At 60.2% G+C, this 23,008-nt stretch carries 29 protein-coding genes and 1 riboswitch; of the genes, 19 read left to right on the forward strand and 10 right to left on the reverse strand.

The features are described from left to right. The 13 genes from AC1DY9_RS21340 to AC1DY9_RS21400 all read left to right on the forward strand — a co-directional run. Window positions 1–220, forward strand: a 220-nt coding sequence (locus AC1DY9_RS21340; RefSeq protein ID WP_477667593.1) for an EF-Tu C-terminal domain-related protein, incomplete at its 5' end; no start/stop codon positions are given. 25 nt (window positions 221–245) lie between these two features. Then, window positions 246–560 (forward strand): 30S ribosomal protein S10, encoded by a 315-nt coding sequence (gene rpsJ, locus AC1DY9_RS21345; RefSeq protein WP_007838118.1) that lies wholly within the window; start codon window positions 246–248, stop codon window positions 558–560. Between the two features lie 216 nt (window positions 561–776). Then, a complete protein-coding gene (gene rplC / locus AC1DY9_RS21350; protein ID WP_011481229.1) occupies window positions 777–1,460 on the forward strand; it encodes a 50S ribosomal protein L3 in 684 nt (227 codons plus the stop codon). Then, on the forward strand, window positions 1,460–2,080 hold the full coding sequence (gene rplD, locus AC1DY9_RS21355; RefSeq protein WP_011481230.1) for a 50S ribosomal protein L4: 621 nt from the start codon (window positions 1,460–1,462) through the stop codon (window positions 2,078–2,080). The genes rplC and rplD overlap by 1 nt, the downstream gene beginning before the upstream one ends. Continuing rightward, on the forward strand, window positions 2,077–2,412 hold the full coding sequence (gene rplW / locus AC1DY9_RS21360) for a 50S ribosomal protein L23 (protein WP_457281637.1): 336 nt from the start codon (window positions 2,077–2,079) through the stop codon (window positions 2,410–2,412). Before rplD ends, rplW begins: the two co-directional genes overlap by 4 nt. Beyond that, complete coding sequence (gene rplB / locus AC1DY9_RS21365) at window positions 2,412–3,236, forward strand: 50S ribosomal protein L2 (RefSeq protein ID WP_011481232.1); 825 nt, start codon at window positions 2,412–2,414, stop codon at window positions 3,234–3,236. The genes rplW and rplB overlap by 1 nt, the downstream gene beginning before the upstream one ends. A 9-nt stretch (window positions 3,237–3,245) precedes the next feature. Next, window positions 3,246–3,524: a 30S ribosomal protein S19 gene (rpsS, locus tag AC1DY9_RS21370; protein ID WP_007866503.1), complete on the forward strand. Its 279-nt coding sequence runs from the start codon at window positions 3,246–3,248 to the stop codon at window positions 3,522–3,524. A gap of 10 nt (window positions 3,525–3,534) precedes the next feature. After that, on the forward strand, window positions 3,535–3,864 hold the full coding sequence (gene rplV / locus AC1DY9_RS21375; protein ID WP_007866508.1) for a 50S ribosomal protein L22: 330 nt from the start codon (window positions 3,535–3,537) through the stop codon (window positions 3,862–3,864). Window positions 3,865–3,876: 12 nt separating this feature from the next. After that, window positions 3,877–4,785, forward strand: a complete 909-nt coding sequence (rpsC, locus tag AC1DY9_RS21380) for a 30S ribosomal protein S3 (protein WP_457281636.1) — start codon at window positions 3,877–3,879, stop codon at window positions 4,783–4,785. A 24-nt stretch (window positions 4,786–4,809) separates the two neighbouring features. Then, complete coding sequence (rplP, locus tag AC1DY9_RS21385) at window positions 4,810–5,226, forward strand: 50S ribosomal protein L16 (RefSeq protein ID WP_122954483.1); 417 nt, start codon at window positions 4,810–4,812, stop codon at window positions 5,224–5,226. A 12-nt stretch (window positions 5,227–5,238) separates the two neighbouring features. Next, window positions 5,239–5,448, forward strand: a complete 210-nt coding sequence (gene rpmC, locus AC1DY9_RS21390; RefSeq protein ID WP_431098894.1) for a 50S ribosomal protein L29 — start codon at window positions 5,239–5,241, stop codon at window positions 5,446–5,448. Beyond that, on the forward strand, window positions 5,445–5,714 hold the full coding sequence (gene rpsQ, locus AC1DY9_RS21395; RefSeq protein WP_457281635.1) for a 30S ribosomal protein S17: 270 nt from the start codon (window positions 5,445–5,447) through the stop codon (window positions 5,712–5,714). Before rpmC ends, rpsQ begins: the two co-directional genes overlap by 4 nt. Window positions 5,715–5,959: 245 nt before the next feature. Then, window positions 5,960–6,466 (forward strand): peroxiredoxin, encoded by a 507-nt coding sequence (locus AC1DY9_RS21400; protein WP_457281634.1) that lies wholly within the window; start codon window positions 5,960–5,962, stop codon window positions 6,464–6,466. 165 nt (window positions 6,467–6,631) lie between these two features. Here AC1DY9_RS21400 and AC1DY9_RS21405 read toward each other — a convergent pair whose 3' ends face one another. Next, entirely contained in the window at window positions 6,632–7,120 is a 489-nt protein-coding gene (locus AC1DY9_RS21405; RefSeq protein ID WP_457281633.1) for a GNAT family N-acetyltransferase, read from the reverse strand. 81 nt (window positions 7,121–7,201) lie between these two features. Beyond that, window positions 7,202–7,891 carry a cytochrome b/b6 domain-containing protein gene (locus AC1DY9_RS21410; RefSeq protein ID WP_457281632.1) on the reverse strand — a complete coding sequence of 230 codons (690 nt, stop codon included), beginning with the start codon at window positions 7,889–7,891 and terminating at the stop codon, window positions 7,202–7,204. Between the two features lie 189 nt (window positions 7,892–8,080). On the opposite strand from AC1DY9_RS21410, the gene AC1DY9_RS21415 reads away from it, so the two are divergent. After that, window positions 8,081–8,536: a c-type cytochrome gene (locus AC1DY9_RS21415; RefSeq protein ID WP_457281631.1), complete on the forward strand. Its 456-nt coding sequence runs from the start codon at window positions 8,081–8,083 to the stop codon at window positions 8,534–8,536. Between the two features lie 176 nt (window positions 8,537–8,712). Here the strand turns inward: AC1DY9_RS21415 and AC1DY9_RS21420 are convergent, their stop codons facing one another. Further along, a complete protein-coding gene (locus AC1DY9_RS21420) occupies window positions 8,713–9,228 on the reverse strand; it encodes a TlpA disulfide reductase family protein (protein ID WP_457281630.1) in 516 nt (171 codons plus the stop codon). A gap of 15 nt (window positions 9,229–9,243) precedes the next feature. On the opposite strand from AC1DY9_RS21420, the gene AC1DY9_RS21425 reads away from it, so the two are divergent. From AC1DY9_RS21425 to AC1DY9_RS21445, 5 genes are all read left to right on the forward strand, one after another. Beyond that, entirely contained in the window at window positions 9,244–9,957 is a 714-nt protein-coding gene (locus AC1DY9_RS21425) for a DUF4197 domain-containing protein (RefSeq protein ID WP_457281629.1), read from the forward strand. A gap of 543 nt (window positions 9,958–10,500) precedes the next feature. Further along, entirely contained in the window at window positions 10,501–11,535 is a 1,035-nt protein-coding gene (locus AC1DY9_RS21430) for a cytochrome-c peroxidase (RefSeq protein ID WP_457281628.1), read from the forward strand. Beyond that, entirely contained in the window at window positions 11,532–13,340 is a 1,809-nt protein-coding gene (locus AC1DY9_RS21435) for a DAHL domain-containing protein (protein WP_457281627.1), read from the forward strand. The genes AC1DY9_RS21430 and AC1DY9_RS21435 overlap by 4 nt, the downstream gene beginning before the upstream one ends. Continuing rightward, window positions 13,337–14,632, forward strand: a complete 1,296-nt coding sequence (locus AC1DY9_RS21440; protein WP_477667594.1) for a sensor histidine kinase — start codon at window positions 13,337–13,339, stop codon at window positions 14,630–14,632. Before AC1DY9_RS21435 ends, AC1DY9_RS21440 begins: the two co-directional genes overlap by 4 nt. Further along, window positions 14,629–17,064 (forward strand): response regulator, encoded by a 2,436-nt coding sequence (locus AC1DY9_RS21445; protein WP_477667595.1) that lies wholly within the window; start codon window positions 14,629–14,631, stop codon window positions 17,062–17,064. The genes AC1DY9_RS21440 and AC1DY9_RS21445 overlap by 4 nt, the downstream gene beginning before the upstream one ends. A gap of 198 nt (window positions 17,065–17,262) precedes the next feature. Here the strand turns inward: AC1DY9_RS21445 and phnD are convergent, their stop codons facing one another. The 7 genes from phnD to AC1DY9_RS21480 all read right to left on the reverse strand — a co-directional run bounded on the left by phnD (window position 17,263) and on the right by AC1DY9_RS21480 (window position 22,978). After that, window positions 17,263–18,234 (reverse strand): phosphate/phosphite/phosphonate ABC transporter substrate-binding protein, encoded by a 972-nt coding sequence (phnD, locus tag AC1DY9_RS21450; protein ID WP_477667596.1) that lies wholly within the window; start codon window positions 18,232–18,234, stop codon window positions 17,263–17,265. A gap of 214 nt (window positions 18,235–18,448) precedes the next feature. Continuing rightward, complete coding sequence (locus AC1DY9_RS21455; protein ID WP_477667597.1) at window positions 18,449–18,982, reverse strand: DinB family protein; 534 nt, start codon at window positions 18,980–18,982, stop codon at window positions 18,449–18,451. Next, window positions 18,982–19,188, reverse strand: a complete 207-nt coding sequence (locus AC1DY9_RS21460; protein WP_477667598.1) for a DUF1737 domain-containing protein — start codon at window positions 19,186–19,188, stop codon at window positions 18,982–18,984. The genes AC1DY9_RS21455 and AC1DY9_RS21460 overlap by 1 nt, the downstream gene beginning before the upstream one ends. Window positions 19,189–19,281: 93 nt before the next feature. After that, entirely contained in the window at window positions 19,282–20,595 is a 1,314-nt protein-coding gene (locus tag AC1DY9_RS21465) for a D-amino acid dehydrogenase (RefSeq protein WP_477667599.1), read from the reverse strand. Window positions 20,596–20,706: 111 nt separating this feature from the next. Beyond that, window positions 20,707–20,828: riboswitch (glycine riboswitch) on the reverse strand. Between the two features lie 197 nt (window positions 20,829–21,025). Continuing rightward, on the reverse strand, window positions 21,026–21,568 hold the full coding sequence (locus tag AC1DY9_RS21470; protein ID WP_477667600.1) for a GrpB family protein: 543 nt from the start codon (window positions 21,566–21,568) through the stop codon (window positions 21,026–21,028). A 196-nt stretch (window positions 21,569–21,764) separates the two neighbouring features. Next, window positions 21,765–22,247: a thioredoxin domain-containing protein gene (locus AC1DY9_RS21475; RefSeq protein WP_477667601.1), complete on the reverse strand. Its 483-nt coding sequence runs from the start codon at window positions 22,245–22,247 to the stop codon at window positions 21,765–21,767. Continuing rightward, entirely contained in the window at window positions 22,244–22,978 is a 735-nt protein-coding gene (locus AC1DY9_RS21480) for an alpha/beta fold hydrolase (RefSeq protein ID WP_477667602.1), read from the reverse strand. The genes AC1DY9_RS21475 and AC1DY9_RS21480 overlap by 4 nt, the downstream gene beginning before the upstream one ends. Window positions 22,979–23,008: the final 30 nt, after the last annotated feature.

Genomic DNA, 23,008 nt, shown 5'->3' on the forward strand with positions numbered 1-23,008 from the left:
ATTCTTCAACAACTATCGCCCCCAGTTCTACTTCCGCACGACGGACGTGACCGGTGCGATCGAGTTGCCAGAAGGCAAGGAAATGGTCATGCCAGGCGATAACGTGTCGATCACCGTCAAGCTGATCAACCCGATCGCCATGGAAGAAGGCCTGCGCTTTGCCATCCGCGAAGGCGGCAAGACCGTCGGCGCCGGCGTCGTTGCCAAAATCATTGCGTAATTTCCGCAAACCATAAGGAATTACCATGGCCACCAAGCAAAAAATCCGCATTCGCCTGAAGGCGTTTGATTACAAGCTGATCGACCAGTCGGCAGCTGAAATCGTTGACACTGCCAAGCGCACCGGTGCGATTGTCAAGGGCCCCGTGCCCCTGCCAACGCGCATGAAGCGTTTTGACATCCTGCGTTCGCCCCACGTCAACAAGACGAGCCGCGACCAGCTGGAAATCCGCACGCACCAGCGTCTGATGGACATCGTGGACCCTACGGACAAAACCGTGGATGCCCTGATGAAGCTCGACTTGCCGGCTGGCGTGGACGTCGAAATCAAGCTGCAGTAAGCAAAAAATCGGGGTTTCGGCCACAAGCTGGCCCCCAAATCGACAGGTTTTAGCCCAGGTTTGCCATTTTTGGCCGCCTGGGCTATACTCTTGGGCTGTCCTTTGCATATTGGCTTCTTGCTTCTATGGATTGGGCGGTTTTATTAACAGTCTTTCACATCAAAACGTCTGTGGCCAATTGAAGTCGCAGCGGTGAAAGTTACGAAAGAACACATCATGAGTCTGAGCAACTCCCTCGGGTTGCTGGGCCGCAAAGTTGGCATGATGCGTCTGTTCACGGATGATGGGGACACAGTTCCTGTTACCGTGGTGGATGTATCGAACAACCGCGTGACCCAGGTTAAAACCGAAGCAAATGACGGCTACGATGCCCTTCAAGTGGCATTTGGCGCACGCAAAGCATCGCGCGTGACCAAGCCGGCCGCTGGCCACCTTGCGAAAGCAGGCGTTGAGGCTGGTGAAATCCTGAAAGAATTCCGCGTGACGGCTGACGTCGCAGGCAAATACGCTGCCGGTACTGTTGTGCCCGCAGCCGACGTGTTTGCCGTGGGCCAGCTGGTGGACGTGCAGGGCACCTCCATTGGTAAAGGCTACGCCGGCACCATCAAGCGCCACAACATGAGCTCGCAGCGCGCGTCGCACGGTAACAGCCGTTCGCACAACGTTCCCGGCTCCATCGGTATGGCGCAGGACCCCGGCCGTGTGTTTCCTGGTAAACGCATGACGGGCCACCTGGGTGACGTCACCGTGACCACGCAAAACCTGAACATTGTGCGCATTGACGAAGCCCGTCAGCTGCTGATGATTCGCGGCGCTGTGCCTGGTTCCAAAGGCGGTTTTGTCACGGTTCGCGCCGCGATCAAGGCCAAGCCCACCACCGCTGCTAAAGGAGCGAACTGATGCAGGTCGAACTCCTGAATGACCAAGGTCTGGCTTCGTCCAAAGTGGACGTGCCTGATACCGTATTTGGTCGCGAATACAACGAAAGCCTGATTCACCAGGTGGTCGTGGCCTTCCAGGCCAACGCCCGCCAGGGTACCCGGGCCCAGAAGGACCGTGAGCAGGTTCGTCACTCGACCAAGAAGCCGTTTAAACAAAAGGGCACCGGTCGTGCACGTGCTGGTATGACGTCTTCGCCACTGTGGCGCGGCGGCGGTCGTATCTTCCCGAACATGCCTGATGAAAACTTCACGCAGAAGATCAACAAGAAGATGTATCGCGCCGGCATGGCGTCCATCTTCTCGCAACTGGCGCGCGAAGGCCGCCTGGCTGTGGTTGATTCGCTGGCTGTGGATTCACCCAAGACGAAAGTCCTGGCTGACAAGTTCAAGGCCATGAACCTCAACTCGGTGCTGGTCATCGCTGATGTGGTTGATGAAAACCTGTACCTGGCTTCCCGCAATCTGGTGAACATCCTCGTGGTTGAGCCCCGTTACGCCGATCCGGTGTCGCTGGTTCACTACAAGAAGGTTCTGGTCACCAAGGCCGCCATGGACCAACTCAAGGAGATGTTCGCATGAGCGCCCGTAACCCATCTTCTCCAAAACTGAAATTCGACGAAGGCCGCCTGATGCAGGTTCTGGTCGCTCCCATCGTGTCTGAAAAGGCGACGATGATTGCGGACAAGACCAATGCCGTGACCTTCAAGGTGCTGCAGGACGCTACCAAATTTGAGATCAAGGCTGCTGTGCAGCTGATGTTCAAGGTGGACGTTCAGTCGGTTGCCGTCCTCAACATCAAAGGCAAGACCAAGCGCTTTGGCAAATCCGTGGGCCGCCGCGACAACATTCGCAAGGCCTACGTGACGCTCAAGCCAGGTCAAGAGCTCAACCTCGGTGGGGAGTCTGCGTAATGGCTGTCATTAAAATGAAACCCACCTCTCCCGGCATGCGCGGGATGGTGAAGATCTCCCGGGATCACCTGCACAAGGGTGAGCCTTACGCGCCGCTGCTGGAGCCACAATTCCAGAAGTCCGGCCGTAACAACAACGGGCACATCACGGTTCGCCACAAAGGCGGTGGTCACAAGCACCACTACCGCGTGGTCGACTTCAAGCGCAACAAGGACGCCATTCCGGCCAAGGTCGAACGTATCGAGTACGACCCCAACCGCACGGCCCACATTGCTCTGCTCTGCTACGCCGACGGCGAGCGCACCTACATCATCGCCCCCCGCGGCCTTGAAGTCGGCGCCACGCTGATCAGCGGTTCGGAAGCGCCGATTCGCGTCGGCAACACCCTGCCGATCCGCAATATTCCTGTCGGTTCGACGATCCACTGCATCGAGATGCAAATCGGCAAGGGCGCGCAAATCGCCCGCTCTGCCGGCACCTCTGCAACCTTGTTGGCCCGCGAAGGTACCTACGCCCAGGTGCGTATGCGCTCCGGTGAAGTTCGCAAGATCCACATCGAATGCCGCGCCACCATTGGTGAAGTCGCCAACGAAGAACACAGCCTGCGCCGTCTCGGCAAGGCCGGTGTGAAGCGCTGGATGGGTATTCGCCCGACCGTTCGCGGTGTGGTGATGAACCCCGTTGACCACCCGCACGGCGGTGGCGAAGGCAAGACCGGCGAAGGCCGTCATCCTGTCGATCCATGGGGTAACCTGACCAAGGGCTACCGCACCCGCAACAACAAGCGCACGCAAGTGATGATTGTTTCGCGTCGCAAGAAGTAAGGCTAACCCATGACACGTTCACTCAAAAAAGGTCCGTTTGTCGACCATCATTTGGTAGCCAAAGCCGACAAGGCCGTTACCAACAAGGACAAAAAGCCGATCAAGACCTGGTCGCGTCGCTCCATGATCCTGCCCGAGTTCATCGGCCTGACCATCGCCGTTCACAACGGCAAGCAGCACGTACCTGTCTACATCACCGATCAAATGGTTGGCCACAAGCTGGGCGAGTTCGCACTCACCCGGACTTTCAAAGGTCATCCGGCTGATAAAAAAGTTGTGAGAAAGTAAGGAAAAGACCATGGAAACACGTGCAACCCTCCGGGGCGTTCGTCTGTCGGTCGACAAGGGCCGTCTGGTCGCTGACCTGATCCGCGGCAAGAAAGTGGATCAAGCCCTCAACATCCTGAATTTCACGCAGAAAAAAGCTGCTGGAATCATCAAGAAGGTTGTGGAGTCCGCCATCGCCAACGCTGAACACAACGATGGCGCCGACATCGACGAGCTGAAGGTGAAAACCATCTACGTCGAACAAGGTGCCACGCTCAAGCGTTTCTCCGCGCGCGCAAAAGGCCGCGGCAACAGCATCAGCAAGCCCACGTGCCATGTGTACGTGGTCGTTGGCAACTAAAGGCAGCAGGATATGGGACAAAAAATCAACCCAACCGGGTTTCGCCTTGCAGTTAGCCGCAACTGGTCTAGCCGCTGGTACGCAAGCAACCGTGATTTCGCCGGCATGCTGGCTGAAGACATCAAGGTTCGCGAGTATCTGAAGGCCAAGCTCAAGAACGCTGCGGTTTCGCGCGTTCTGATCGAGCGCCCCGCCAAGAATGCCCGCATCACGATTTTCTCGGCACGTCCGGGCGTCGTGATCGGCAAAAAAGGTGAGGACATCGAGAACCTCAAGAAAGAACTGAGCCGCCAGCTGGGCGTGCCGGTCGCCGTGAACATCGAAGAAGTTCGCAAGCCTGAAATTGATGCCAAGCTCATCGCTGACAGCATCACCCAGCAGCTTGAAAAACGCATCATGTTCCGCCGTGCGATGAAGCGCGCCATGCAAAATGCCATGCGTCTGGGTGCCCTGGGCATCAAGATCATGTCGTCCGGCCGCCTCAACGGCATTGAAATCGCTCGTTGCGAGTGGTACCGCGAAGGTCGCGTGCCCCTTCACACCCTGCGCGCCGACATCGACTACGGCACCTCCGAAGCCAAGACCACCTATGGTGTGATCGGCGTCAAGGTCTGGGTCTACAAGGGCGACACGCTGGGCCGCAACGATGCGCCAGGCGCCAAGATGGTGGAAACACCGGCCGACGAAGAACGCAAGCCGCGCGGCCCACGCCGTGATGCCCGTCCTGGCGATCGCCCTGGTTCCGACCGTCCTGCTCCACGCGGTGCCCGTGCACCACGCGGTGCGACCAACACCGCTCCGGTAGATGGAAGCGACAAGCCGGCTGAAGCTACTCCTGGTAGCGAAGCCCCGAAAACCACCGTTAAGCGCGTCCGTAAAGCCGCGCCAGCTGCAGCAGCTGACGGTGCCAAGACCGAGTAATCGGTCTATTAACGGAGAATCAAAATGCTGCAACCCGCTCGCAGAAAATACCGCAAAGAGCAAAAAGGCCGTAACACCGGCATCGCAACCCGGGGTTCCTCGGTTGCGTTCGGTGACTTCGGTCTTAAATGCACTGACCGTGGCCGTTTGACGGCCCGTCAAATTGAAGCCGCACGCCGTGCGATTTCCCGTCACGTCAAACGTGGCGGCCGTATCTGGATCCGTGTCTTCCCGGACAAGCCGATTTCCCAAAAGCCTGCTGAAGTGCGTATGGGTAACGGTAAAGGTAACCCAGAGTACTACGTGGCTGAAATCCAGCCCGGCAAGATCGTCTTTGAAATCGTTGGTGTGCCTGAAGAGCTGGCCCGCGAAGCGTTCCGCCTGGCATCCGCCAAGCTGCCGCTGCGCACCACCTTCGTCAGCCGCATGATCGGCCAGTAAGGGGAAATGACAATGACCAAATCTACTGAACTGCGCCAAAAAGACGTTGCCGGCCTGAAAACCGAAGTCAAAGAGCTGCAAAAAGCCCACTTTGGCCTGCGCATGCAAAAAGCCACGCAGCAACTGACCAACCTTTCCACGCTGCGTTCCACGCGTCGCAGCATCGCTCGCGCCAAGACTATCCTGGCCGAAACCATCGTCAAGCAAGGAGCCAAAAAATGACGGAAGCTAAAAAATCCCTCAAGCGCACCTTGATCGGCAAGGTGGTCAGCGACAAGCGCGCCAAGACTGTCACGGTTCTGGTTGAGCGTCGTGTGAAACATGAGCTGTACGGCAAGATCGTATCGCTGTCCAGCAAGTACCACGCCCATGACGAAAAAGGCGAGTACCACACGGGTGACGTGATCGAGATCACCGAAAGCCGCCCGATCTCCAAGACCAAGAACTGGGTTGTGACCCGTCTGGTTGAAAAGGCTGCGGTCGTTTAAGTCTTGAGTTCAACTTAGGCTGACTCCGGTCACGCTCAAAAAAACGGCTCACTTCGGTGGGCCGTTTTTGTTTGTGCTTTCTGCGATGCCGCTGGTGTGCCGCCGTCCCTCCGGGCTTTCGAAGTATGACCTTCACGTGCGCGCCGCCTTTTGCACAGTGAGCACACGCTTGCTGCCGCCGCACTACACTTCGGGGTTGATTTCCCCACTTCATTCACAACCCATCCATTCTTGAGGAGCACACCATGATCAAAGTAGGCGACACCCTTCCGGCCACCACGCTGATGGAATTTTCTGAAGTTGAAGGCAACGGCTGCAGCATTGGCCCCAATCCGGTCGACGTGGCCAAGGCCACCGCCGGCAAGACCATCGCCTTGTTCGCGCTTCCCGGTGCGTTCACGCCCACCTGTTCGGCCAAGCATGTGCCCGGCTACGTAGAGAAGTTCGCTGAACTGAAGGCCGCAGGTGTTGACGAGATCTGGTGCCTGAGCGTGAACGATGCGTTTGTCATGGGCGCCTGGGCACGCGACCAGAAGACCGGCGACAAGGTGCGCATGCTGGCCGATGGCAGTGCAGAGTTCGCCAAGGCCACGGGCCTGACGCTGGACCTGACGGCGCGCGGCATGGGCCTGCGCAGCAACCGCTACTCCATGCTGGTCAAGGATGGAAAGGTCGCCAGCCTGAATGTTGAAGGCCCAGGCAAGTTTGAAGTCAGTGATGCCGCCACGTTGCTGGCGCAAGCCAAAGGCTGATCACGCTGCCCCCCCGGCCCTTACGGGTCTGTCAAAGCCGCTGCCTCTTTGTCAGCGGCTTTTTTATTGTGCTCTGCTGGTGATGGCGGATTGACGTCGGCTAGTTAATTGCTATCAATAACATAGCTGCTTGCGCAAAGCCCCATTGGCCTGCAGCATGTTTTCCTACAAATCGACCTTGAGATAGTGCGCGCCCGGGATCGGGTTGTGATAGTAGGGCGGTATCTCGGAGAATCCCAGCTCGGCATACAGGGCGCGCGCCGATTCCATGTCGTCCAGCGTGTCCAGCAGCACCGAGGAATAGCCCGCCACGCGCGCAGCATCCAAAGTCGCCTCCGCCAGCTGCCGGCCCAGACCGAGACGGCGAAACGGCAGGCGTACATACAGCCGCTTCATTTCCCCGGCATTCGGGTAGTCGACCGAGTCCAGTGCACGCAGCGCGCAACAGCCGGCGATTTCGCCGTCGACCAGGGCCAGCAGCAGCGCACCCTCAGGGTCATCGTACTCACCGGGCAGCTCGGCCAGTTCGGCCTCAAAGTTCTGGAAGCACAGGTCAATGCCGAGCTGCTCCGCATATTCGCGAAAAATCAGCCGCGTGGCAGCCAGCTGCGCCGGCGTGTCGGGCGTGATGAACTGGATGGAGGGGCGTTGCACGGATCGGCAGGAAGAAGTCGACAACCAGTTTACCGTGATTTGCAACTGGAGAGCAGGCCCGGGACGCCCCGGCCGGAGGCATCAAAATGCAGCAGGCGCGGCCAGTGTAGACACCCAGTAAGCCACGCCACCGCAGATCGCCAGGATCAGCGCTGCAGCCAGGCGCGAGACCGTGTCGTCCCGCGATGGCGGAGCCGGCACCACCAGCTCCTTGTCACCGTGCAGCATGGCGCCGACCAGGTTGTGCTTGCGGGTCAGGTAATAAACGATGGCCGCGATGTGCAATACCACCAGGGCCAAAAGCACCCATTTGCCAATGTTCTTGTGGTAGTTGGTTGTCAGGCTGACGGTGGCGTTGGAGACGAAACGTGTCAGGGGGCCGGCAAAGGCAATTTCGTCGTCGCTCAGCAGGCCCGTGCCGACCTGGGCCACCAGAAATCCCAGCATGGCGAACACCGAACCCGCACCTATCGGGCTGTGGCCGACACCGTGTTCGGGCTTGCCCTGGCCTTTGAGGTAGTTGATGACGCTTTGGGGCGCATAGATGAACGCCCCAAAACGAGACCAGCGCCCACCCACCAGGCCCCAGACAACGCGAAACAGCAGCAGGGCGAGCACGGTATAGCCAAACCGGAAATGCCAGACCATGGCGTTGCCACCGATGGTGCCGGTAATGGCCAGCCCAAGCACACAAGCCACCAGCGCCCAGTGAAAAAACCGCGTGGGGAAATCCCAGACGCGCACCTTGTGAAGGTTTTTATTGGTGTACATGCTCACTCCTCGTTTTTGTGGTTGTTCTATGCAACGGTGCCCTTTATACGGCCTCGCTGCCACTTGGTGCTTTCCCGTAGCGCATAAGTTCCTGCGGAACTTATCTGGTCTGGCTAAACTCAGCCCTATGGCAACAGGCAAAGTGTGTTGCCATTGCCCCATCTTAAGAAAAAACCTACGAGGAAACCCATGAAAGCTTTTGCCTGTATCGCCGCAGCCGCCACATTGATGGCCATGGCTGCTCCGGCCTCCGCGCAGTTTGCCAAACCCGAAGATGCCATCAAATACCGCCAGAGCGCGTTGTTTGTCATGGGCCAGCACTTCGGGCGTGTCGGTGCCATGGCCAACGGCCGTGTTCCCTTCGACGCCAAGGTTGCAGCGGACAACGCAGAAATTGTGGCCGAGATGGCCAAGCTCCCGTGGGCCGCCTTTGGCCCCGGCACCGACAAGGGCGGCAACACCAAGGCCAAGCCTGAAATCTGGGCCGAACAAGCCAAGTTCAAGGAAGGCCATGAAAAGCTGGTCGCAGAGACCGCCAAGCTGGCCGCCGCGGCCAAGACCGGCAACCTTGATAACCTGAAGACCGCTTTCACGGCGACGGCTGGCAGTTGCAAGGCTTGCCACGACGCCTTCAGAAATCAGTAACACCCCCGTCCAGGCTCACTGCGTGTAGCCTGTTCCCCCCTCGAGGGGGCGGCGCCTGGGGCCGGCGAAGCCGGACCCTCGGCCCCCGCTTGAATGGAGACATCTCCGTCCCGGGGTTGGGCAACAAAAAAGCCGGTTCGTTTGAACCGGCTTTTCTTTTGGGGGAGCGAAACGCTTCAGGTCTCTTTGAGAAGCTTTTCAATCAGCTGGTGCAGCGCCGCAAAGTCGGGCTCGCCCACGTACTGTTTGACGATCTCGCCGCGCTTGTTGACCAGATAGGTTGTCGGCGTGAGCTGCACATCGCCCCATGCTTTGGCCACTGCGCCGGTGTTGTCGATGGCCACCTTGAAAGGTAGTTGGCGCGTCTGCGTGTAATTGACGACATAGCTGGGTGGGTCGTAGCTCATGGCCACGGCCAGCGTGTCGTAGCCTTGGGATTGGTATTTGTTGTAGGTCGAAATGACCTTCGGCATTTCTGCCACACAGGTCACGCAGCTGGTGGCCCAGAAATTGACCAGGGTGACCTTGCCTTTGAGGTCTGCGGTGGTTTTTTTGCTGCCGTCCAGCAACACAAAGGTCGACTCCGGCGCGGCCTCGGCGCCGCCACATCCCGGCAGGCAAGCAAGGGCCGCCACAGCCAAAATACCGGCCAGTGCCGTGCGGCATACTGTCAGGCGGGATGTCAATTTCATTGGAAGGACCTCATCATGCAACGTCGCAATTTTAACCAGGCCGGCGTCAGCGCGTTGGGCGCACTGATATTGGCCACCTACCACCAGGCCCACGCACTCTCGCTCGGGGACTTGTCGGGCATCAGCAATGCCGACGCCAGCGCCGGCCTGAAAACAGCCCTCGAAAAAGGTGCTGTCGCCGCCGTCGCCCTGCTGGGCAAGACAGATGGATTCCTCGGCAACCCAAAAGTTCGCATTCCCTTGCCCGGATATCTCGAAGATGCTTCGAAATTGCTAAAAAACTTCGGCCAGGGCAAGCGGATCGATGAACTGGTGACGTCCATCAACCGGGCCGCCGAAGCTGCCGTGCCCATGGGAAAGGACCTGCTGGTCAATGCGGTACGCACCATGAACGTGAATGACGCGAAAAACATCCTGACCGGCGGCGAAACCTCGGTGACCACTTTCTTCGCTGAAAAAACCCGCGCTCCGCTGGGCGTGAAGTTTCTGCCCGTGGTGACCAAGGCGACCGAAAAAGTCGGCCTGGCCAACAAGTACAACGAATTCGCCGGCCGGGCCGCCGGCTTTGGCCTGGTCAAGAAAGAAGACGCCAACATCCAGCAGTACGTAACCGGCAAATCGCTGGACGGCCTGTACCTGATCATCGGTGAGGAAGAAAAGAAGATCCGGCAAGACCCGGTAGGCACCGGCAGCGCCATCCTCAAGAAGGTCTTCGGATCCATGAAATAACGGTTTTGCTGAAATGTCGCACCGGAAATCGGTTTTCAGCCCATATAGCGCGGGCGCAAGCAGCTATCAAAAAGTGAGCGACATAGAGGGCAGGGCGGCGGGATCTGGTTGAGGAACAGAGACGGCGTTCTCATGCGCCGGGCGGCTCCGAAAAAAACGCATTTGCTTACATGCGGTTGGTAAATATGACCACGCGGGAAATGCCTTAACAGCCCCGCCGATAAACGTGCTCTGATCAGGTTGCAGCGAACGGTCTGGAGCGGCTGCGGATACCGCGGATCACCGACGGTATGTAAAGAATGCCGCTCAAGCCGCCAAGCTGGGTTATGCAGGCTTCGTCCCGTGGCTGGGGGGCAACGGATGGACGCCGGCATGAAGCGCCGCCACGTCAGCAAATCCGGACAATTGCCGAAACATGGATTTATCATCAAGAAGGACAGCCATCGCTTCTCAGTGGGTGGCAACCTTGCGGTTCACGCTTCGGGGTTGCGTCCGGTTCGGATTCGCGCTTCGCACTCCCGCACGAAACCCACGAGGTGAGCCATGAACGAGCACCCCGATCCATGCTCCAGGGGCGCCAGCCCAGACCCTTCTGCCGCCACGGTTTCGGCGGTCACGGGATTGGGTGAGCGGCTGAAGCTGCTGCTGGCTGTGCTGACGTTCGCCTCCCATGCCGCCATCGCGGCCCCCTTGCTCAATGAGCCCATCCAGCCAATCCCCCTCACACTGAAGCAGGACCCGGCCCGTGTCGAAATCGGGCGGCAGCTGTTTCACGATCCACGCCTGTCCGGAAACGGGCGCGTGTCCTGTTTCAGCTGCCATGATTTGAGCAAGGGCGGCGGTGACGGCCGTGACCGCTCCGTCGGGCTTAACGGTGGGCTGACCGGTGTCAATGCCCCGACGGTGTTCAATGCGGCGCTCAATTTCAGGCAATTCTGGAACGGCCGCGCCGAATCGCTGGAGTCCCAGGTAGACCATGTCATGCTGAACCCGATCGAGATGGGGGCGAAGTGGGAAGATGTGGTTCGCAAGATAGCGGACGACGCGAAATACAAAAGCGCGTTTGGTGCGGCCTACAAAGACGGCGTGACCAAAGCCAATATCCAGAACGCCATCGCGACATTCGAACGGACGCTGATCACACCCAACTCACGCTTCGACAAATATTTGCGTGGTGACACCAACGCCATTACCGACGCGGAGAAGGTCGGCTACGCCAAGTTCAAGCAGTACGGGTGCGTCGCCTGCCACCAGGGCGTCAACGTGGGCGGCAACATGTTCCAGAAATTCGGCGTCATGGGCGACTACTTCGCAAAGCGCGGCAGCCCGACGGAGGCCGATCTTGGCCGGTACCTCGTCACGAAGGTGGAAAGCGACAAGCACGTCTTCAAGGTACCGAGCCTGCGCAACATCGCGCTGACGGCGCCTTATTTTCACGATGCCTCGGCCAAGACACTGGAAGATGCCGTCGATGTCATGTTCAGGTACCAGCTCGGACGCGTTGCCTCCAGGGAAGACAAGGAATCCATCGTCAAATTCCTCAATACGCTCACCGGCGAACGGGACTTCAAACCGTGAAAAAAAAGAATCAACTTGCCCTGGCGCCTATGGCGGTAATCACCGCCGTGCTGCTGTCCATCCTGGTGTTCCTGTATAGCAAAACCCAAAGCTTCGACGAGTCGCACTACTTTGAGGATATGGCTGTGCTGCGCCACCTGAAGCAGCTGGACGCGCAATGGGAGCTGGATGTGCTGAAGTCCAGGATCGGGATCAACACGCACTACGATGCGCTGGCCGATAACCAGGGCGGGATGGCCCGGCTCATGGAACAACTCGAGTCGGGCACCCACGCCCACAAGCACGATGCATCGGGGCAGGTGGACAAGCTCGCGGCGCTGGAACGCGCCGTGCAGGACAAAGCCGCCCTGATCGAGCAATTCAAGTCGCACAACTCTGTGCTGCGAAACTCGCTGGCCTTTCTTCCCACCGCGGCGGAAGATGTCCAGCAGTCGCTCGGGCCCGGCCGCGGCGCCACAGAGCCGGCGCTCCGGCAGATTTCGTCTGGCGTTAGCAGGCTGCTGCTCGCGAGCATGCTGTACAGCCAGAGCCCGACCGACGAAAAGGGTGCCGAGATAGAAGAGGAACTGGGCCGGCTTGACGGCAAGCTGCGCCATACTCCGCCGGGCATTGCCGACAGGCTGGGGATCTTCCGCGCGCATGTCCAGACCATCTTGCGCGAACAAAAAACAGTCAATGAACTTCTCGCGGGTATTTCCTCGGCACCGACCGCCAAGTTGCTCGATGCGGCCAACGATGCATCAACGATCGAGCAGCAGCGCGCGGGGGTGGAGGGCGAGCGCTACGGCCGCTACCTGCTAATTTTCTCGGCCGTGCTGGTGGCTCTGCTGCTGTATGCAGCCCTTCACGTGTTTCGCAGCCATGCCGTGATCCGGCGCGTCAACACGGAACTCCAGGCGGCCAATGAGCACCTTGAACAGCGCGTGCAGGAACGGACGAAGGAGCTGCGCCAGGCGCAAAGCGAGCTGATGACCACTGCGCGCCAGGCGGGCATGGCCGAGATTGCCACCAATGTGCTGCACAACGTGGGCAACATCCTCAACAGCGTCAACGTCTCGGCCGACCTCATCGGCAGCACCTTGCACAAATCCAGGGTGCAGGGGCTTTCCCGGGGCATGCAGCTGATGAACGAGCACGCCGCAGACCTGGCCCATTTTCTGGTTCACGACGAGAAGGGCAAGATACTGCCCGGCTATTTGAATGGGATCTCCCAGACCCTGGTGCAGGAGCAGCAGGGCATGCTCAAGGAGCTGGAACTTCTCACCAGAAGCATCGACCACATCAAGGACGTCGTCGCCACGCAGCAATCGTACGCAGGCGGCGGCAGCATCGTTGAGCCGGTGCAGATCAGCGACCTGGTGGAGGACGCGCTGCGGATGAACGGTGTCTCACTGGCGCGCCACGGAGTCACTGTGGTGAAGGAGTTCGCGCAGGTGCCAGAAGCACTGCTGGACCGCTCACGGGTCCTGCAGATTCTCGTGAACCTGATCAGCAACGCCAAAAATGCCATGGCGGGTATGCCGGCCGCATCGCACCAGATCACATTGCGGGTGGAGCCTGTTGGCGAGTCGACCTTGCGGGTCTCTGTCATGGATAAGGGAGAGGGGATACCGGCGGAAAACCTCACGCTGATTTTCTCGCACGGATTTACGACGCGCAAAACAGGCCACGGCTTTGGTTTGCACAGTTGCGCGCTGGCAGTCAGCCAGATGGGCGGGACACTTTCCGCTCACAGCGACGGGCCGGGTCTGGGGGCCACCTTCACACTGGAGCTGCCAATGGATATCGCGCAGACCAAATCATGACGCAGCTACAGAACCAGCGCATCCTGCTGATCGACGACATGCTGTCGATCCATGAGGACTTTCGCAAAATCCTCGCTGCGAAACCGGTGGCGCGTGATCTGGACGTTGCCGAAACCGAGTTGTTTGGTGAGGTCACGCAGATTTCCTACGGTGATTTTGAACTGGACTCCGCTTATCAGGGCGCCGAAGGTGTGGCCAAGGTGGAGGAATCCATCCGGGCCGGGCGGCCCTATGCCATGGCTTTTGTGGACATGCGCATGCCGCCGGGCTGGGACGGGGTGGAGACCATCGAGCGGCTTTGGGGTGTTGATCCGCATGTGCAGATCGTGATCTGCACAGCCTACTCCGACCATCCTTGGGAAAATGTGCTGGCGCGGCTGGACGTGCAGGACCGCCTGCTGGTGCTCAAAAAGCCATTCGACATGATCGAAGTCAGCCAGCTCGCGAGAACACTGACCGCCAAATGGGAGCTGGCGCGGCGCGCGGCAGCACAGGTGAGCAGCCTGGAAGATACCGTGCAGGATCTCAGGGCAACCGAAGCGGCTTTGCGCCAGTCCAACAAGGAACTCGAAGCCTTCTCGTATTCGCTCGCGCATGACTTGCGCTCTCCCCTGAACTCGATTGACGGCTTCAGCCACTTGCTGCAAAAGGCGGTCAGCGGTGATGCGGCGGAACGCGCGAGGCATTACCTGAGCCGGATACGCGAGGGAGTCAGGCAAATGGGTGAGCTCACGGATGGCCTTCTGCTGCTGGCCCAGGTGTCCCGTACCAACCTGAAGATCGAGACAGTCGACCTCACGGCAATAGCCGAGCGCGTGCGCGGTGACTGCCAGAAACGCAATACCGCGCGAGATGTGAAAGTCCACATAACGCCCAACCTTACCGCTGTGGGTGACTCCGCGTTGCTGTGCCAGGTAATGGAAAACCTTATTTCCAACGCATGGAAGTTCACCGTCCATGCCACTGCCCCCGAGATCTGGGTTGGGGCGCAGCACCCCGACAACGAAAGTACGGTCTATTTTGTCCGTGATAACGGCGTCGGGTTTGACATGACGTACGCGGACAAATTGTTCGGTACCTTCCAGCGCCTGCATTCACCGGGTGAGTTTGCAGGGATGGGAATCGGGCTGGCAAGCGCTCACCGGATCATTTCCCGTCACGGCGGTCGTATCTGGGCCGAAGGGGCGGTGGGGCAAGGTGCCACATTTTTCTTCACCATTCCATCGCCTGTGCGGCAACACTCGCCCGATGAAAGCCCGGCTGATGCGAAAAAACACAGGAGCCAGCCATGACTCAACTGCAGAACCGGCGCATTTTGCTGATCGACGACATGCCGTCCATCCACGAAGACTTCCGGAAAATTCTTGCGTCCAGGCCGGTTGCGCATGACCTGGACGATGCCGAAGCCCTGTTGTTTGGCGACGCCGCACCGGTATCCGATGATGGCTTTGAGCTGGACTCGGCCTACCAGGGACGTGAGGGTCTGGACAAGGTCGAGGTCTCCGTTCGGGCCGGGCGGCCCTATGCCATGGCCTTTGTGGACATGCGCATGCCGCCGGGCTGGGATGGTGTGGAGACCATCGAACGGCTCTGGCGCGTTGATCCAAAGGTACAGATCGTCATCTGCACCGCCTACTCCGACCATGCCTGGGAAGATGTGTTCGCGCGGCTGGAAGCCCGGGATCGTCTCCTGATTCTGAAAAAACCGTTTGATCCGGTTGAAGTCAGCCAGCTGGCAAGAATGCTGACCACAAAATGGGAGCTGGCGCAGCAGGCGGCAGCGCAGGTGAGCGGCCTGGAGGAAGCCGTGCAGGAGCGCACCCGCGCCTTGCATGACAGCGAATCACAACTGCGCCAGATCACGGACAGTGTGCCCGCCTTGATTGCCTATATCGACGCCGAACAGCGCTTTCAGTTCCATAACCTTGCCTACGAAGAAGTTCTTGGCCTGAAGCACGGCCAGATCCACGGCAAGACCATGCGCGAACTGATGGGCGACGAGCTCCACGAAAAAGAGCGGGGCAAGATTGAAGAAGCGCTCGCCGGTTACGCGGCGCAATACGACCGCACGCAGGTCACGTCAGATGGCCAGCTGCGCGACTACGTCATGCAGTACTTTCCACGCTACGGCGAAAACGAGGACGAAGGCAAGGTGGTCGGCTTTTTCTCGCTGGGCACCGACGTGACCGAACTCAAGCGCATTGACCGCATGAAGAGTGAGTTCGTCTCTACCGTCAGTCATGAGTTGCGCACCCCGCTGACCTCCATTCGCGGCTCCCTGGGCTTGATCGCCGGCGGCGTGGCCGGGGAGCTGCCGGCCATGGCCAAAAACCTGGTCGGCATCGCCACCAACAATTGCGAACGGCTCATCAGGTTGATCAACGACATTCTTGACAGCGAAAAAATTGAATCCGGAAAAATGCGTTTTGACTTCCAGCAGATGGAACTGCAGCCTCTGCTGACGCAAGCCCTGACGGCCAACGAAGGCTTCGCAGGCCAGCACAACGTCAAGCTGGTTCTGGACGCACCGGCAGAAGCGGTAAGGGTCAGCGTCGACAGCGACAGGCTGACCCAGGTCATTACCAACCTGTTGTCCAACGCCGTGAAATTCGCGCCGGCCCAGTCCTGCGTGGAAGTCCGGCTGCTGTGCAAGAACGGCAGGGTCCGGGTGGAAGTCGCCGACAGCGGCCCCGGCATTCCCGAAGAGTTCCGAAAGCGCATCTTTCAGAAATTCTCGCAAGCCGACACATCGGACACCCGAAAAATGGGTGGTACGGGCCTGGGCCTGAACATCTCGCGCGCCATCGTGGAGCGGATGGGCGGCCAAATCGGGTTCACGACGGAAACCGGCGTCGGAACTGTTTTCTTCTTTGAGCTGCCCGAGGCGGTGCCGGCGCCGATTCAAACCAGCATCAGGTCCGGGGCAGCGACCAGGCCGCTCATCCTGGTCTGCGAAGACGATCCCGACATTGCCCGCCTGATCAACCTGATGCTTGATAAAGGCGGCTTTGACTCGGACATGGTGCACAGCGCAGGGCAGGCGCTGGAGCAAGTCATGCTGATGCCCTACGCTGCCATGACGGTCGACCTGAACCTGCCCGACCAGGACGGCATCAGCCTGATTCGTGCACTGCGCCGCGAAGAGGCGACGAAAGACCTGCCGATCGTGGTGGTCTCGGCCAATGCTGAAGAAGGCGAGCTCGAGTTCAATACCCAGCCCCTGGCGGTTTCAACATGGCTGGAAAAACCCATCGATGAGAACCTCCTGATCCTCAGTTTGCACCGTGCCATCGGTAACATGGCCGAAGGCCGGCCGCGCATTTTGCACGTCGAGGACGACCTCGATATCCAGCGCATTGCCGCGGCCATTGCCCAGGACTTTGCCACCTTTGAATTTGCCGCCACGCTGCGCGAGGCACGCGACCAGCTGGCGCGCCGCCGTTACGACCTGGTGCTGCTCGACCTGACGCTGAAAGACGGCTCGGGCTGGGGACTGCTGGACACCATTGAAGCGCTCGACATCGTGCCGCCAGTGGTCGTGTTTTCTGCGCACGATGTGGAGCCGAAGCAAAGCCAGCGCGCGGAGGCAGTGCTGGTGAAAGCACACACTTCCAACGAGCAGCTGATCCGTACCCTGCAGCGGGTGCTCGATGAAAGCCTGTGGGGGACGGTTCACCCACCCCTGACTGTAGACCCACCCCCGTCCAGGCTCACTGGCGTGTAGCCTGTTCCCCCCTCGAGGGGGCGGCGCCTGGGGCCGGCAAAGCCGGACCCTCGGCCCCCGCTGGTGGAATACCCCCGGTGGTAGTGCCCAAAGAATTCTTCAAGCCAGCTCGAGCCGCGGGACTGGCTTTGCCAGACCGCAGGCGGGCGGCCCCCTCGGGGGGCAGGGAGCTACACGAAGTGAGCGACCGTGGGGGCCTTACTTCTTCTGGCTGGCGCGGTAGACCTGCATCACCGTCGCGAAGTCGCGATCAAAGTTGATGGGCAGGAAGGTGTCGTTGCCGGGCAGCTGCTTTTTCAGTGTGGGCGAGAAGCTGTAGCTGAACGAGCATTTCTTCACGCGTGCCTGCAGTTCGGGCGAAACGTCCTTGCTCATGGTCCAGGTTTCCGTCATGAAAGGCGGGCTTTCCCAGATCGTGCGAATGCTCGAGCCCTTGATGTCGCCCTTGACGACCATGCGCTGGTACAAATCGCTGGCCACAGCTGCGGCCGGATAAAAACCATGCATCACGCCCGTGACGGAGCGCTCGTGGCCGTTGGAGAACACGACTTCGTAGTCCTTGTCCGGCGTCAGGCCCAGCGCCGGGAACAGCGCGCGCGGCGCGAGGTTGCCCGAGTTCGAGGTTGGCGTGGTGTGCGCGATTTTTTTGCCAACCAGGTCCTTGGGCTCCTTGTAGGGACTGTCGATACGGGTGACCAGGATCAGCTTGTAGGAGTTGCGCACGCCGCTGGCCTTGTTGCCGGGAACGCCAAACGGCGCCGGCTGGCCGGCGGTGACCAACTGCGCAGCCAGGCCGGGGTTGACTTGTGCCAGCTGGACCTTGCCGGCCGAGATACCTTCAATCAGCTCTTTTTCACCGAGGATGTCGATGTTGCTGGTCTTGTCCATCGATTCGCCTTGCGCGTTTTGCAGGTCGATGTTTCCGCAGCGTGACAGGTGGCTGAAGTAGTCGCCCCACAAGGCCATGGTTTCGCTCTTGCCATAGGTCTTGGGCATGGCCACGACCATTTTTTCGCGAGGGCCGGAATATTTTTCGGGCGCGGGCGCGGGGGTGGCGGCCGCTGCTTTTGCCTTGCGTGCAGGCTTCGCCTCGTCGGTCTGGGCTGTTGCCGAACCCAGGGCGCAGGCGGCGCTGGCCAATATTGCTGCATGGCGCAAATAAAACTTCATGAGTGATCATCCCGGTAGTTGTGGATAAAACCGCATTTGCGGTCACGCGGCAGAGACGCCGGTTAACCCAAGTGTGCTTCCGAACTAACGTTTACTTACAGGTAGACCGACTCTAAAGGGTCATAAAGCGGAATTACGTCAGAAAGTTTGTGGTTTTTTCGTTGAACGAAGGGCGTCAAGGTAGCGCGAAAAATACCTTTCCTGATAAGCGGTGTTACAAATCGCCCCCGGCATCCGCCATGCGAGCAGCATCCACCTTCCCGAGCAGCCATTGCAGCCCGGCCAGGTGTTGCTGGTCATGGCTGCACAGGTAATGCACCAGGCTGCGCAACGTGAGGGCGCCATAACCTTCGAATTGCGCCGTGCGGCCCAGTTGTTCGGGCGTGATGCCCGACAGCATAGCCATCGTCCTGGTGCGCGCTACGCGAAACGCCGCGATGGCCTCTTGCGCATCAGCGGCCGCGTAGCTGCGTTCCTTTTCCAGCGCGTAGCCGTCCAGTGATTCCAGCACGGGGCTGGCCTCTGACAAGGTACGCTGAAACCGCACGTGATAGCCGTCAATCTCGATGTCCCTGACGTGGCAGACCTGCGCAATGGCCGTGAAGTGTTCGCTCGGAATGCCTTCCCACGACGGCGGCGTCCAACCCTTGTGGCTTTCAGGAATCGCGTCGTAGAACTGCTCCAGCTGGCGCGGAAAATCCGCCATGGCCTGGAGCGTTGCAGGGTTCAGTGGCTGGGCAGGGCTCATCAGCCGGCCTTGCGCAGCGAAGGCCACAGCACCGCCTGCGCCACGATCACGTTCTCGCCATTAAAGGTCGCCGCCGGCGAGCCGTAAAGCTCGTAACCCAGCGCCAGCGCCTCGCTCACGCGGCGGCAAAAGCTCGCGTCATCAGGGCCGGTAAGGAGCCTGTAGGTGGGAAGACCGTCGGGGGGCGTGGTGGCGTGTGATGTCATGGCGGCAAGCGGCTGATGAACGGAGGGCGATATTACCGTTTCCGCCCGCCTGCTGCAGGACGCTGTGCTCCAGACCCCCTTTTCAGGCCTTGCTCAGGCCTTCGCCATCCCCGGCAATGCCATCACACGCTCCGGCGCCGGCATCCCGGTAAACGCAAAGTCGACTTCCGGCACGCGCCCGCTCACGATGTCCGCAATCGCCGCGCCCGAGCCGCAGGCATGTGTCCAGCCCAGCGTGCCGTGGCCCGTGTTGAGGAAGACATTGGAGGCCTTGCTTTTGCCGATGTAAGGCACGTTGCTCGGCGTGGCCGGCCGCAGGCCTGTCCAGAACTGCGCGCCTTCGCCGTCCGTCATGTCGGGAAAGAGTTGTTTTACACGGCGCACGATGGCGTTGCAGCGCACCAGGTTCAGCTCGGTGTTGTAGCCGTTGAGTTCGGCCGTGCCGGCAATGCGCAAGCGGTTGCCAAAACGCGAGAACACCAGCTTGTATTCGTCGTCGGTCAGGCTCACCTGGTAAGACGCCGCCTCGTTGATCACGGGCAGCGTGACCGAATAACCCTTGGCCGGGTAGATGCGCAGGCTTTGCCCCAGCACCTTGGCCCACTGCGCGCTGAAGGCGCCCAGGCACATCACATACGCGTCGGCTTTCAGCATCTCGACCTTGCCACCGGCCTCGCCACTGCCCATCGCCACCTGCACGCCGTTCAGCTGCCCCTCTGCGGCATCCAGGCCCAGCACCGTGGTGTTGTACAAAAATTTCACACCGGCCTGTTCGCAGCGCGCGGCCAGCGCGGCGGTAAACGCGCGGGCGTCACCCGATTCATCGCTGGGCGTCATGCTGCCGCCCACGATGCTGCCGCGGCATTGCGCCAGTGCGGGCTCAATCGCCACACATTCGTCGGCCGTCTTCATGTCGAGTTCGCAGCCGTGCTCGCGCATGATGCGCGCGGGTTCCTGCGCCGCGTCGTACTCGGCCTGGCTGGTGTAGAAGTGCAGGATGCCCTTGGTCTGCGCGTTGTACAGCAGGCCCAGCTCGGCGCGCAGCTTTTGCAGCGCGCCGCGGCTGTACATGCCCAGGTTCACGATCTGCTTGATGTTTTGTGCCGTGCGCGCCGGCGTGCAGTTGCGCAAAAACTCCAGCCCCCACAGCCACTGGTTCACATCGGCGCGCAGCCTGAAGAGCAGCGGCGCGTCTTCACGCGCCAGCCATTGCAACACTTTCAGCGGCGCACCCGGGTTGGCCCAGGGTTCCGCATGGCTCACCGATATTTGCCCGCCGTTGGCAAAACTGGTTTCCATCGCGGCTGCGTTGCGGCGTTCCACCACTGTCACCTCATGGCCGCGCTGCGCCAAATACCAGGCCGTGGTGATCCCCGTGACACCAGCCCCCAAAACCATGACTTTCATGGCGATTCCTTTTCATTCAAGCAGAACATTGCAGTAGCGCAAGCGCCGTGCCAGGGGTTGCTGTTGAATCGGAAGAATCGTGGCAACCGCCAAGCCATCACATGCTTGCGGCCGCTTCCACTGTCCTTGTTACCTGAGAGATTCAGCCGTTGCTTTTATGTCGATGACAAGCTTCGGCTTTGCTCCTTCGGTGCGCTGCACCTTGCGTGCGGCGTCTCTCCAGACGGCTGTGTGTTCCGGGCAGTACGGGACCTGAGCGATTATGGAAGTTTGCGCCTTCGGTGGCTGCCTTGTGGGGCAGCGCTCTCCTGCTTGAACGGGTTTGAATTTACCACCGAAGACTGTTTTGCCAAGCGTGAATAGGGCGTTCAGTACAGGTCTAGCGGGTTAATTCAGCGGCTTAATAGTAGGGAGTAGGGAGCAGGGAGGTTTAGCCTTCGCTCACTGCGTTCACAAACGCGGCTTTGGCATCGGTGTAGGCCTCCCGGTCACCCGGGTGCCTGGCCGCCAGTTCCGCCTTGAGCGCGGCATAGCGCGCCGCCAGCGCCGGGTCCGAACGCAGGGCGTCGCGAAAACGCAGGCGCTGCGCCCACACCTCGCCGCCGTGCACCACCAGGTGCAGGTGATGCGTGCGGCGCCCCTCTGCCCAGCGCATCAGCCATTTGCGGTCAGACAGCGAGGCATTGAATTCAGCGGAGGTCGTGTAGCCATTGGCGCACAGCGGCGCCAGAAGCGCTTCAGCCGCCGCGATTGATTCCACACCGGCCAGCATATCGATCACCGGCTTGGCCGCCAGGCCGGGCACGGCTGTGCTGCCGATGTGCTGGATGTCGATCAGGCGGGCCGGCAGCTGAGGGGAGAGCGCAAGCAGGCGGTCCCGCTCAGCCACAAACTGCTGGGGCCAGGCTGGGTTGTAGGCCTGCAAGACCACTTCCTCGTGGATAGCGGCAAGCAGCGATTCCTGGTCAGTCATGCGCGTGACGGCTGGCAGGTTGTTGTGCAGGGGCAAAAAACGCTGTGCGACACGCCAGAATCCTTTGCGGGGCTATTTTTGGGGCGGTTTTAAGCATCAAAAAGGCCTTCAGCCCAATCAAATATTGCGCGAGCAGCTATTAAAACAATAGCAACTAGAAGTCCCGCGGCTGCGAATGAGGCGGTCTGCATTTCATTTACCGGAGAGCCAGCACAGCTTTGCGCGCCTGGGCCAGTCGCTCTTCCAGATAGGCACCATAAAAGTCGGTAGATGCCAGGCCAACCAGCCGTTCCGCCAGGTCTTGCCCGGCCGGGCCCAGAAACAGCACGGTGGGTGTGAAACCGGCTTTCCATGCCGCGACTTGCGCGGCGGCTGTCGTCACCTGGCCGTCAAAGCCGGTCAGCGGCGTCGTGCGGTCGCTGATGTTGAGCTGCCAGGCGTGCAGGCTGCCGTCACGCTGCGCCGGCAACAGGTAGTTGCGCCGCACCAGCTCGCAAAAAGGGCAGCCGGGCAGGCTGACCAACAGCACGAGTGGTTCATTTTTGGCGAAGGCGATTCCAGCGGCCGCCGGCAAAGAGGCCGGCACAGGCAAGGCAGTGTCTTTGGCCAGTGCGAGCTGGGGCAAGGCCAGCCCGGCTGCCAGCGCGGCAGTGAACTGGCGGCGGCCCACCTGGCTCATTCGGCGCTTTCCAGCAAAATCTTCGTCAGCGCAGCCGGTTCGCTGATCATGGGGTCATGGCCGGTCTTGATCTCCACCACGCGCGAATTCGGCAGCCACGCACCGTCCCAGAATTTCGGGTCTTTCACACGCAGCCGGCTCGGCTCTATGGTGGCCAGGGCGGGTTGCGTGCAACTGACAAAAGTGCGCGGCACAGCGGCTACGCGCTGCATATCAAAGTGCAGCGGCGCCTGGTAGGTGTTGCCGGGGTGCGGCGTCTGCCGGCGCTTCACCCAGTCACGGTCAGCATCGTGCAGGCCGAACACCTCCGGGTCGGGTGCCGGAAAGCTGAAGCTGGGCGAAGCCTGCGCCGCCGCCATGCGCTGCTGCTGCGTGGCGCTGGCCTGCGTGCTGCTCCAGCTCTCGCCGGGCTTGGGCACCACCGCATCCACATACACCAGGTGCTTGATGCGGTCGGGCATGCGGTCAGTGACAGCCGTGCCGATCATGCCGGCATAGGAATGCACCGCCAGAATCACTTCATGCAGCTCTTCCGCCTCGATCAGGTTGATCACGTCGTTGATGTGCGTGTCGAGGTTGATCGTGGGTGAGAGCAAATGGGCGCGCTCGCCCAGGCCGGTCAGTGTCGGCGTGAACACCTTGTGGTGGTCCAGCTGCAGCGCCTGCGCCACACGCCGCCAGCACCAGCCGCCATGCCACGCGCCGTGGACCAGAACAAAATTGTGTTTCATTGCGTCACTTCCATGTTAAAGGTTGCTGCA

This window comes from Polaromonas sp. P1_F6, assembly GCF_056405695.1.

Bases quoted from the DNA above. Each gene is read 5' to 3' on its own strand.
- phnD (WP_477667596.1), bottom strand. From the start codon at position 18,234: ATGAAGTTTTATTTGCGCCATGCAGCAATATTGGCCAGCGCCGCCTGC.
- AC1DY9_RS21400 (WP_457281634.1), top strand. From the start codon at position 5,960: ATGATCAAAGTAGGCGACACCCTTCCGGCCACCACGCTGATGGAATTT.
- AC1DY9_RS21425 (WP_457281629.1), top strand. From the start codon at position 9,244: ATGCAACGTCGCAATTTTAACCAGGCCGGCGTCAGCGCGTTGGGCGCA.
- AC1DY9_RS21465 (WP_477667599.1), bottom strand. From the start codon at position 20,595: ATGAAAGTCATGGTTTTGGGGGCTGGTGTCACGGGGATCACCACGGCC.
- AC1DY9_RS21420 (WP_457281630.1), bottom strand. From the start codon at position 9,228: ATGAAATTGACATCCCGCCTGACAGTATGCCGCACGGCACTGGCCGGT.
- rplB (WP_011481232.1), top strand. From the start codon at position 2,412: ATGGCTGTCATTAAAATGAAACCCACCTCTCCCGGCATGCGCGGGATG.
- AC1DY9_RS21440 (WP_477667594.1), top strand. From the start codon at position 13,337: ATGACGCAGCTACAGAACCAGCGCATCCTGCTGATCGACGACATGCTG.
- rpsQ (WP_457281635.1), top strand. From the start codon at position 5,445: ATGACGGAAGCTAAAAAATCCCTCAAGCGCACCTTGATCGGCAAGGTG.
- rpmC (WP_431098894.1), top strand. From the start codon at position 5,239: ATGACCAAATCTACTGAACTGCGCCAAAAAGACGTTGCCGGCCTGAAA.
- AC1DY9_RS21470 (WP_477667600.1), bottom strand. From the start codon at position 21,568: ATGACTGACCAGGAATCGCTGCTTGCCGCTATCCACGAGGAAGTGGTC.
- rplW (WP_457281637.1), top strand. From the start codon at position 2,077: ATGAGCGCCCGTAACCCATCTTCTCCAAAACTGAAATTCGACGAAGGC.
- AC1DY9_RS21445 (WP_477667595.1), top strand. From the start codon at position 14,629: ATGACTCAACTGCAGAACCGGCGCATTTTGCTGATCGACGACATGCCG.
- AC1DY9_RS21415 (WP_457281631.1), top strand. From the start codon at position 8,081: ATGAAAGCTTTTGCCTGTATCGCCGCAGCCGCCACATTGATGGCCATG.
- rplD (WP_011481230.1), top strand. From the start codon at position 1,460: ATGCAGGTCGAACTCCTGAATGACCAAGGTCTGGCTTCGTCCAAAGTG.
- rplV (WP_007866508.1), top strand. From the start codon at position 3,535: ATGGAAACACGTGCAACCCTCCGGGGCGTTCGTCTGTCGGTCGACAAG.
- AC1DY9_RS21460 (WP_477667598.1), bottom strand. From the start codon at position 19,188: ATGACATCACACGCCACCACGCCCCCCGACGGTCTTCCCACCTACAGG.
- rpsJ (WP_007838118.1), top strand. From the start codon at position 246: ATGGCCACCAAGCAAAAAATCCGCATTCGCCTGAAGGCGTTTGATTAC.
- AC1DY9_RS21430 (WP_457281628.1), top strand. From the start codon at position 10,501: ATGAACGAGCACCCCGATCCATGCTCCAGGGGCGCCAGCCCAGACCCT.
- AC1DY9_RS21455 (WP_477667597.1), bottom strand. From the start codon at position 18,982: ATGAGCCCTGCCCAGCCACTGAACCCTGCAACGCTCCAGGCCATGGCG.
- AC1DY9_RS21410 (WP_457281632.1), bottom strand. From the start codon at position 7,891: ATGTACACCAATAAAAACCTTCACAAGGTGCGCGTCTGGGATTTCCCC.
- rplP (WP_122954483.1), top strand. From the start codon at position 4,810: ATGCTGCAACCCGCTCGCAGAAAATACCGCAAAGAGCAAAAAGGCCGT.
- AC1DY9_RS21475 (WP_477667601.1), bottom strand. From the start codon at position 22,247: ATGAGCCAGGTGGGCCGCCGCCAGTTCACTGCCGCGCTGGCAGCCGGG.
- rplC (WP_011481229.1), top strand. From the start codon at position 777: ATGAGTCTGAGCAACTCCCTCGGGTTGCTGGGCCGCAAAGTTGGCATG.
- AC1DY9_RS21480 (WP_477667602.1), bottom strand. From the start codon at position 22,978: ATGAAACACAATTTTGTTCTGGTCCACGGCGCGTGGCATGGCGGCTGG.
- rpsC (WP_457281636.1), top strand. From the start codon at position 3,877: ATGGGACAAAAAATCAACCCAACCGGGTTTCGCCTTGCAGTTAGCCGC.
- rpsS (WP_007866503.1), top strand. From the start codon at position 3,246: ATGACACGTTCACTCAAAAAAGGTCCGTTTGTCGACCATCATTTGGTA.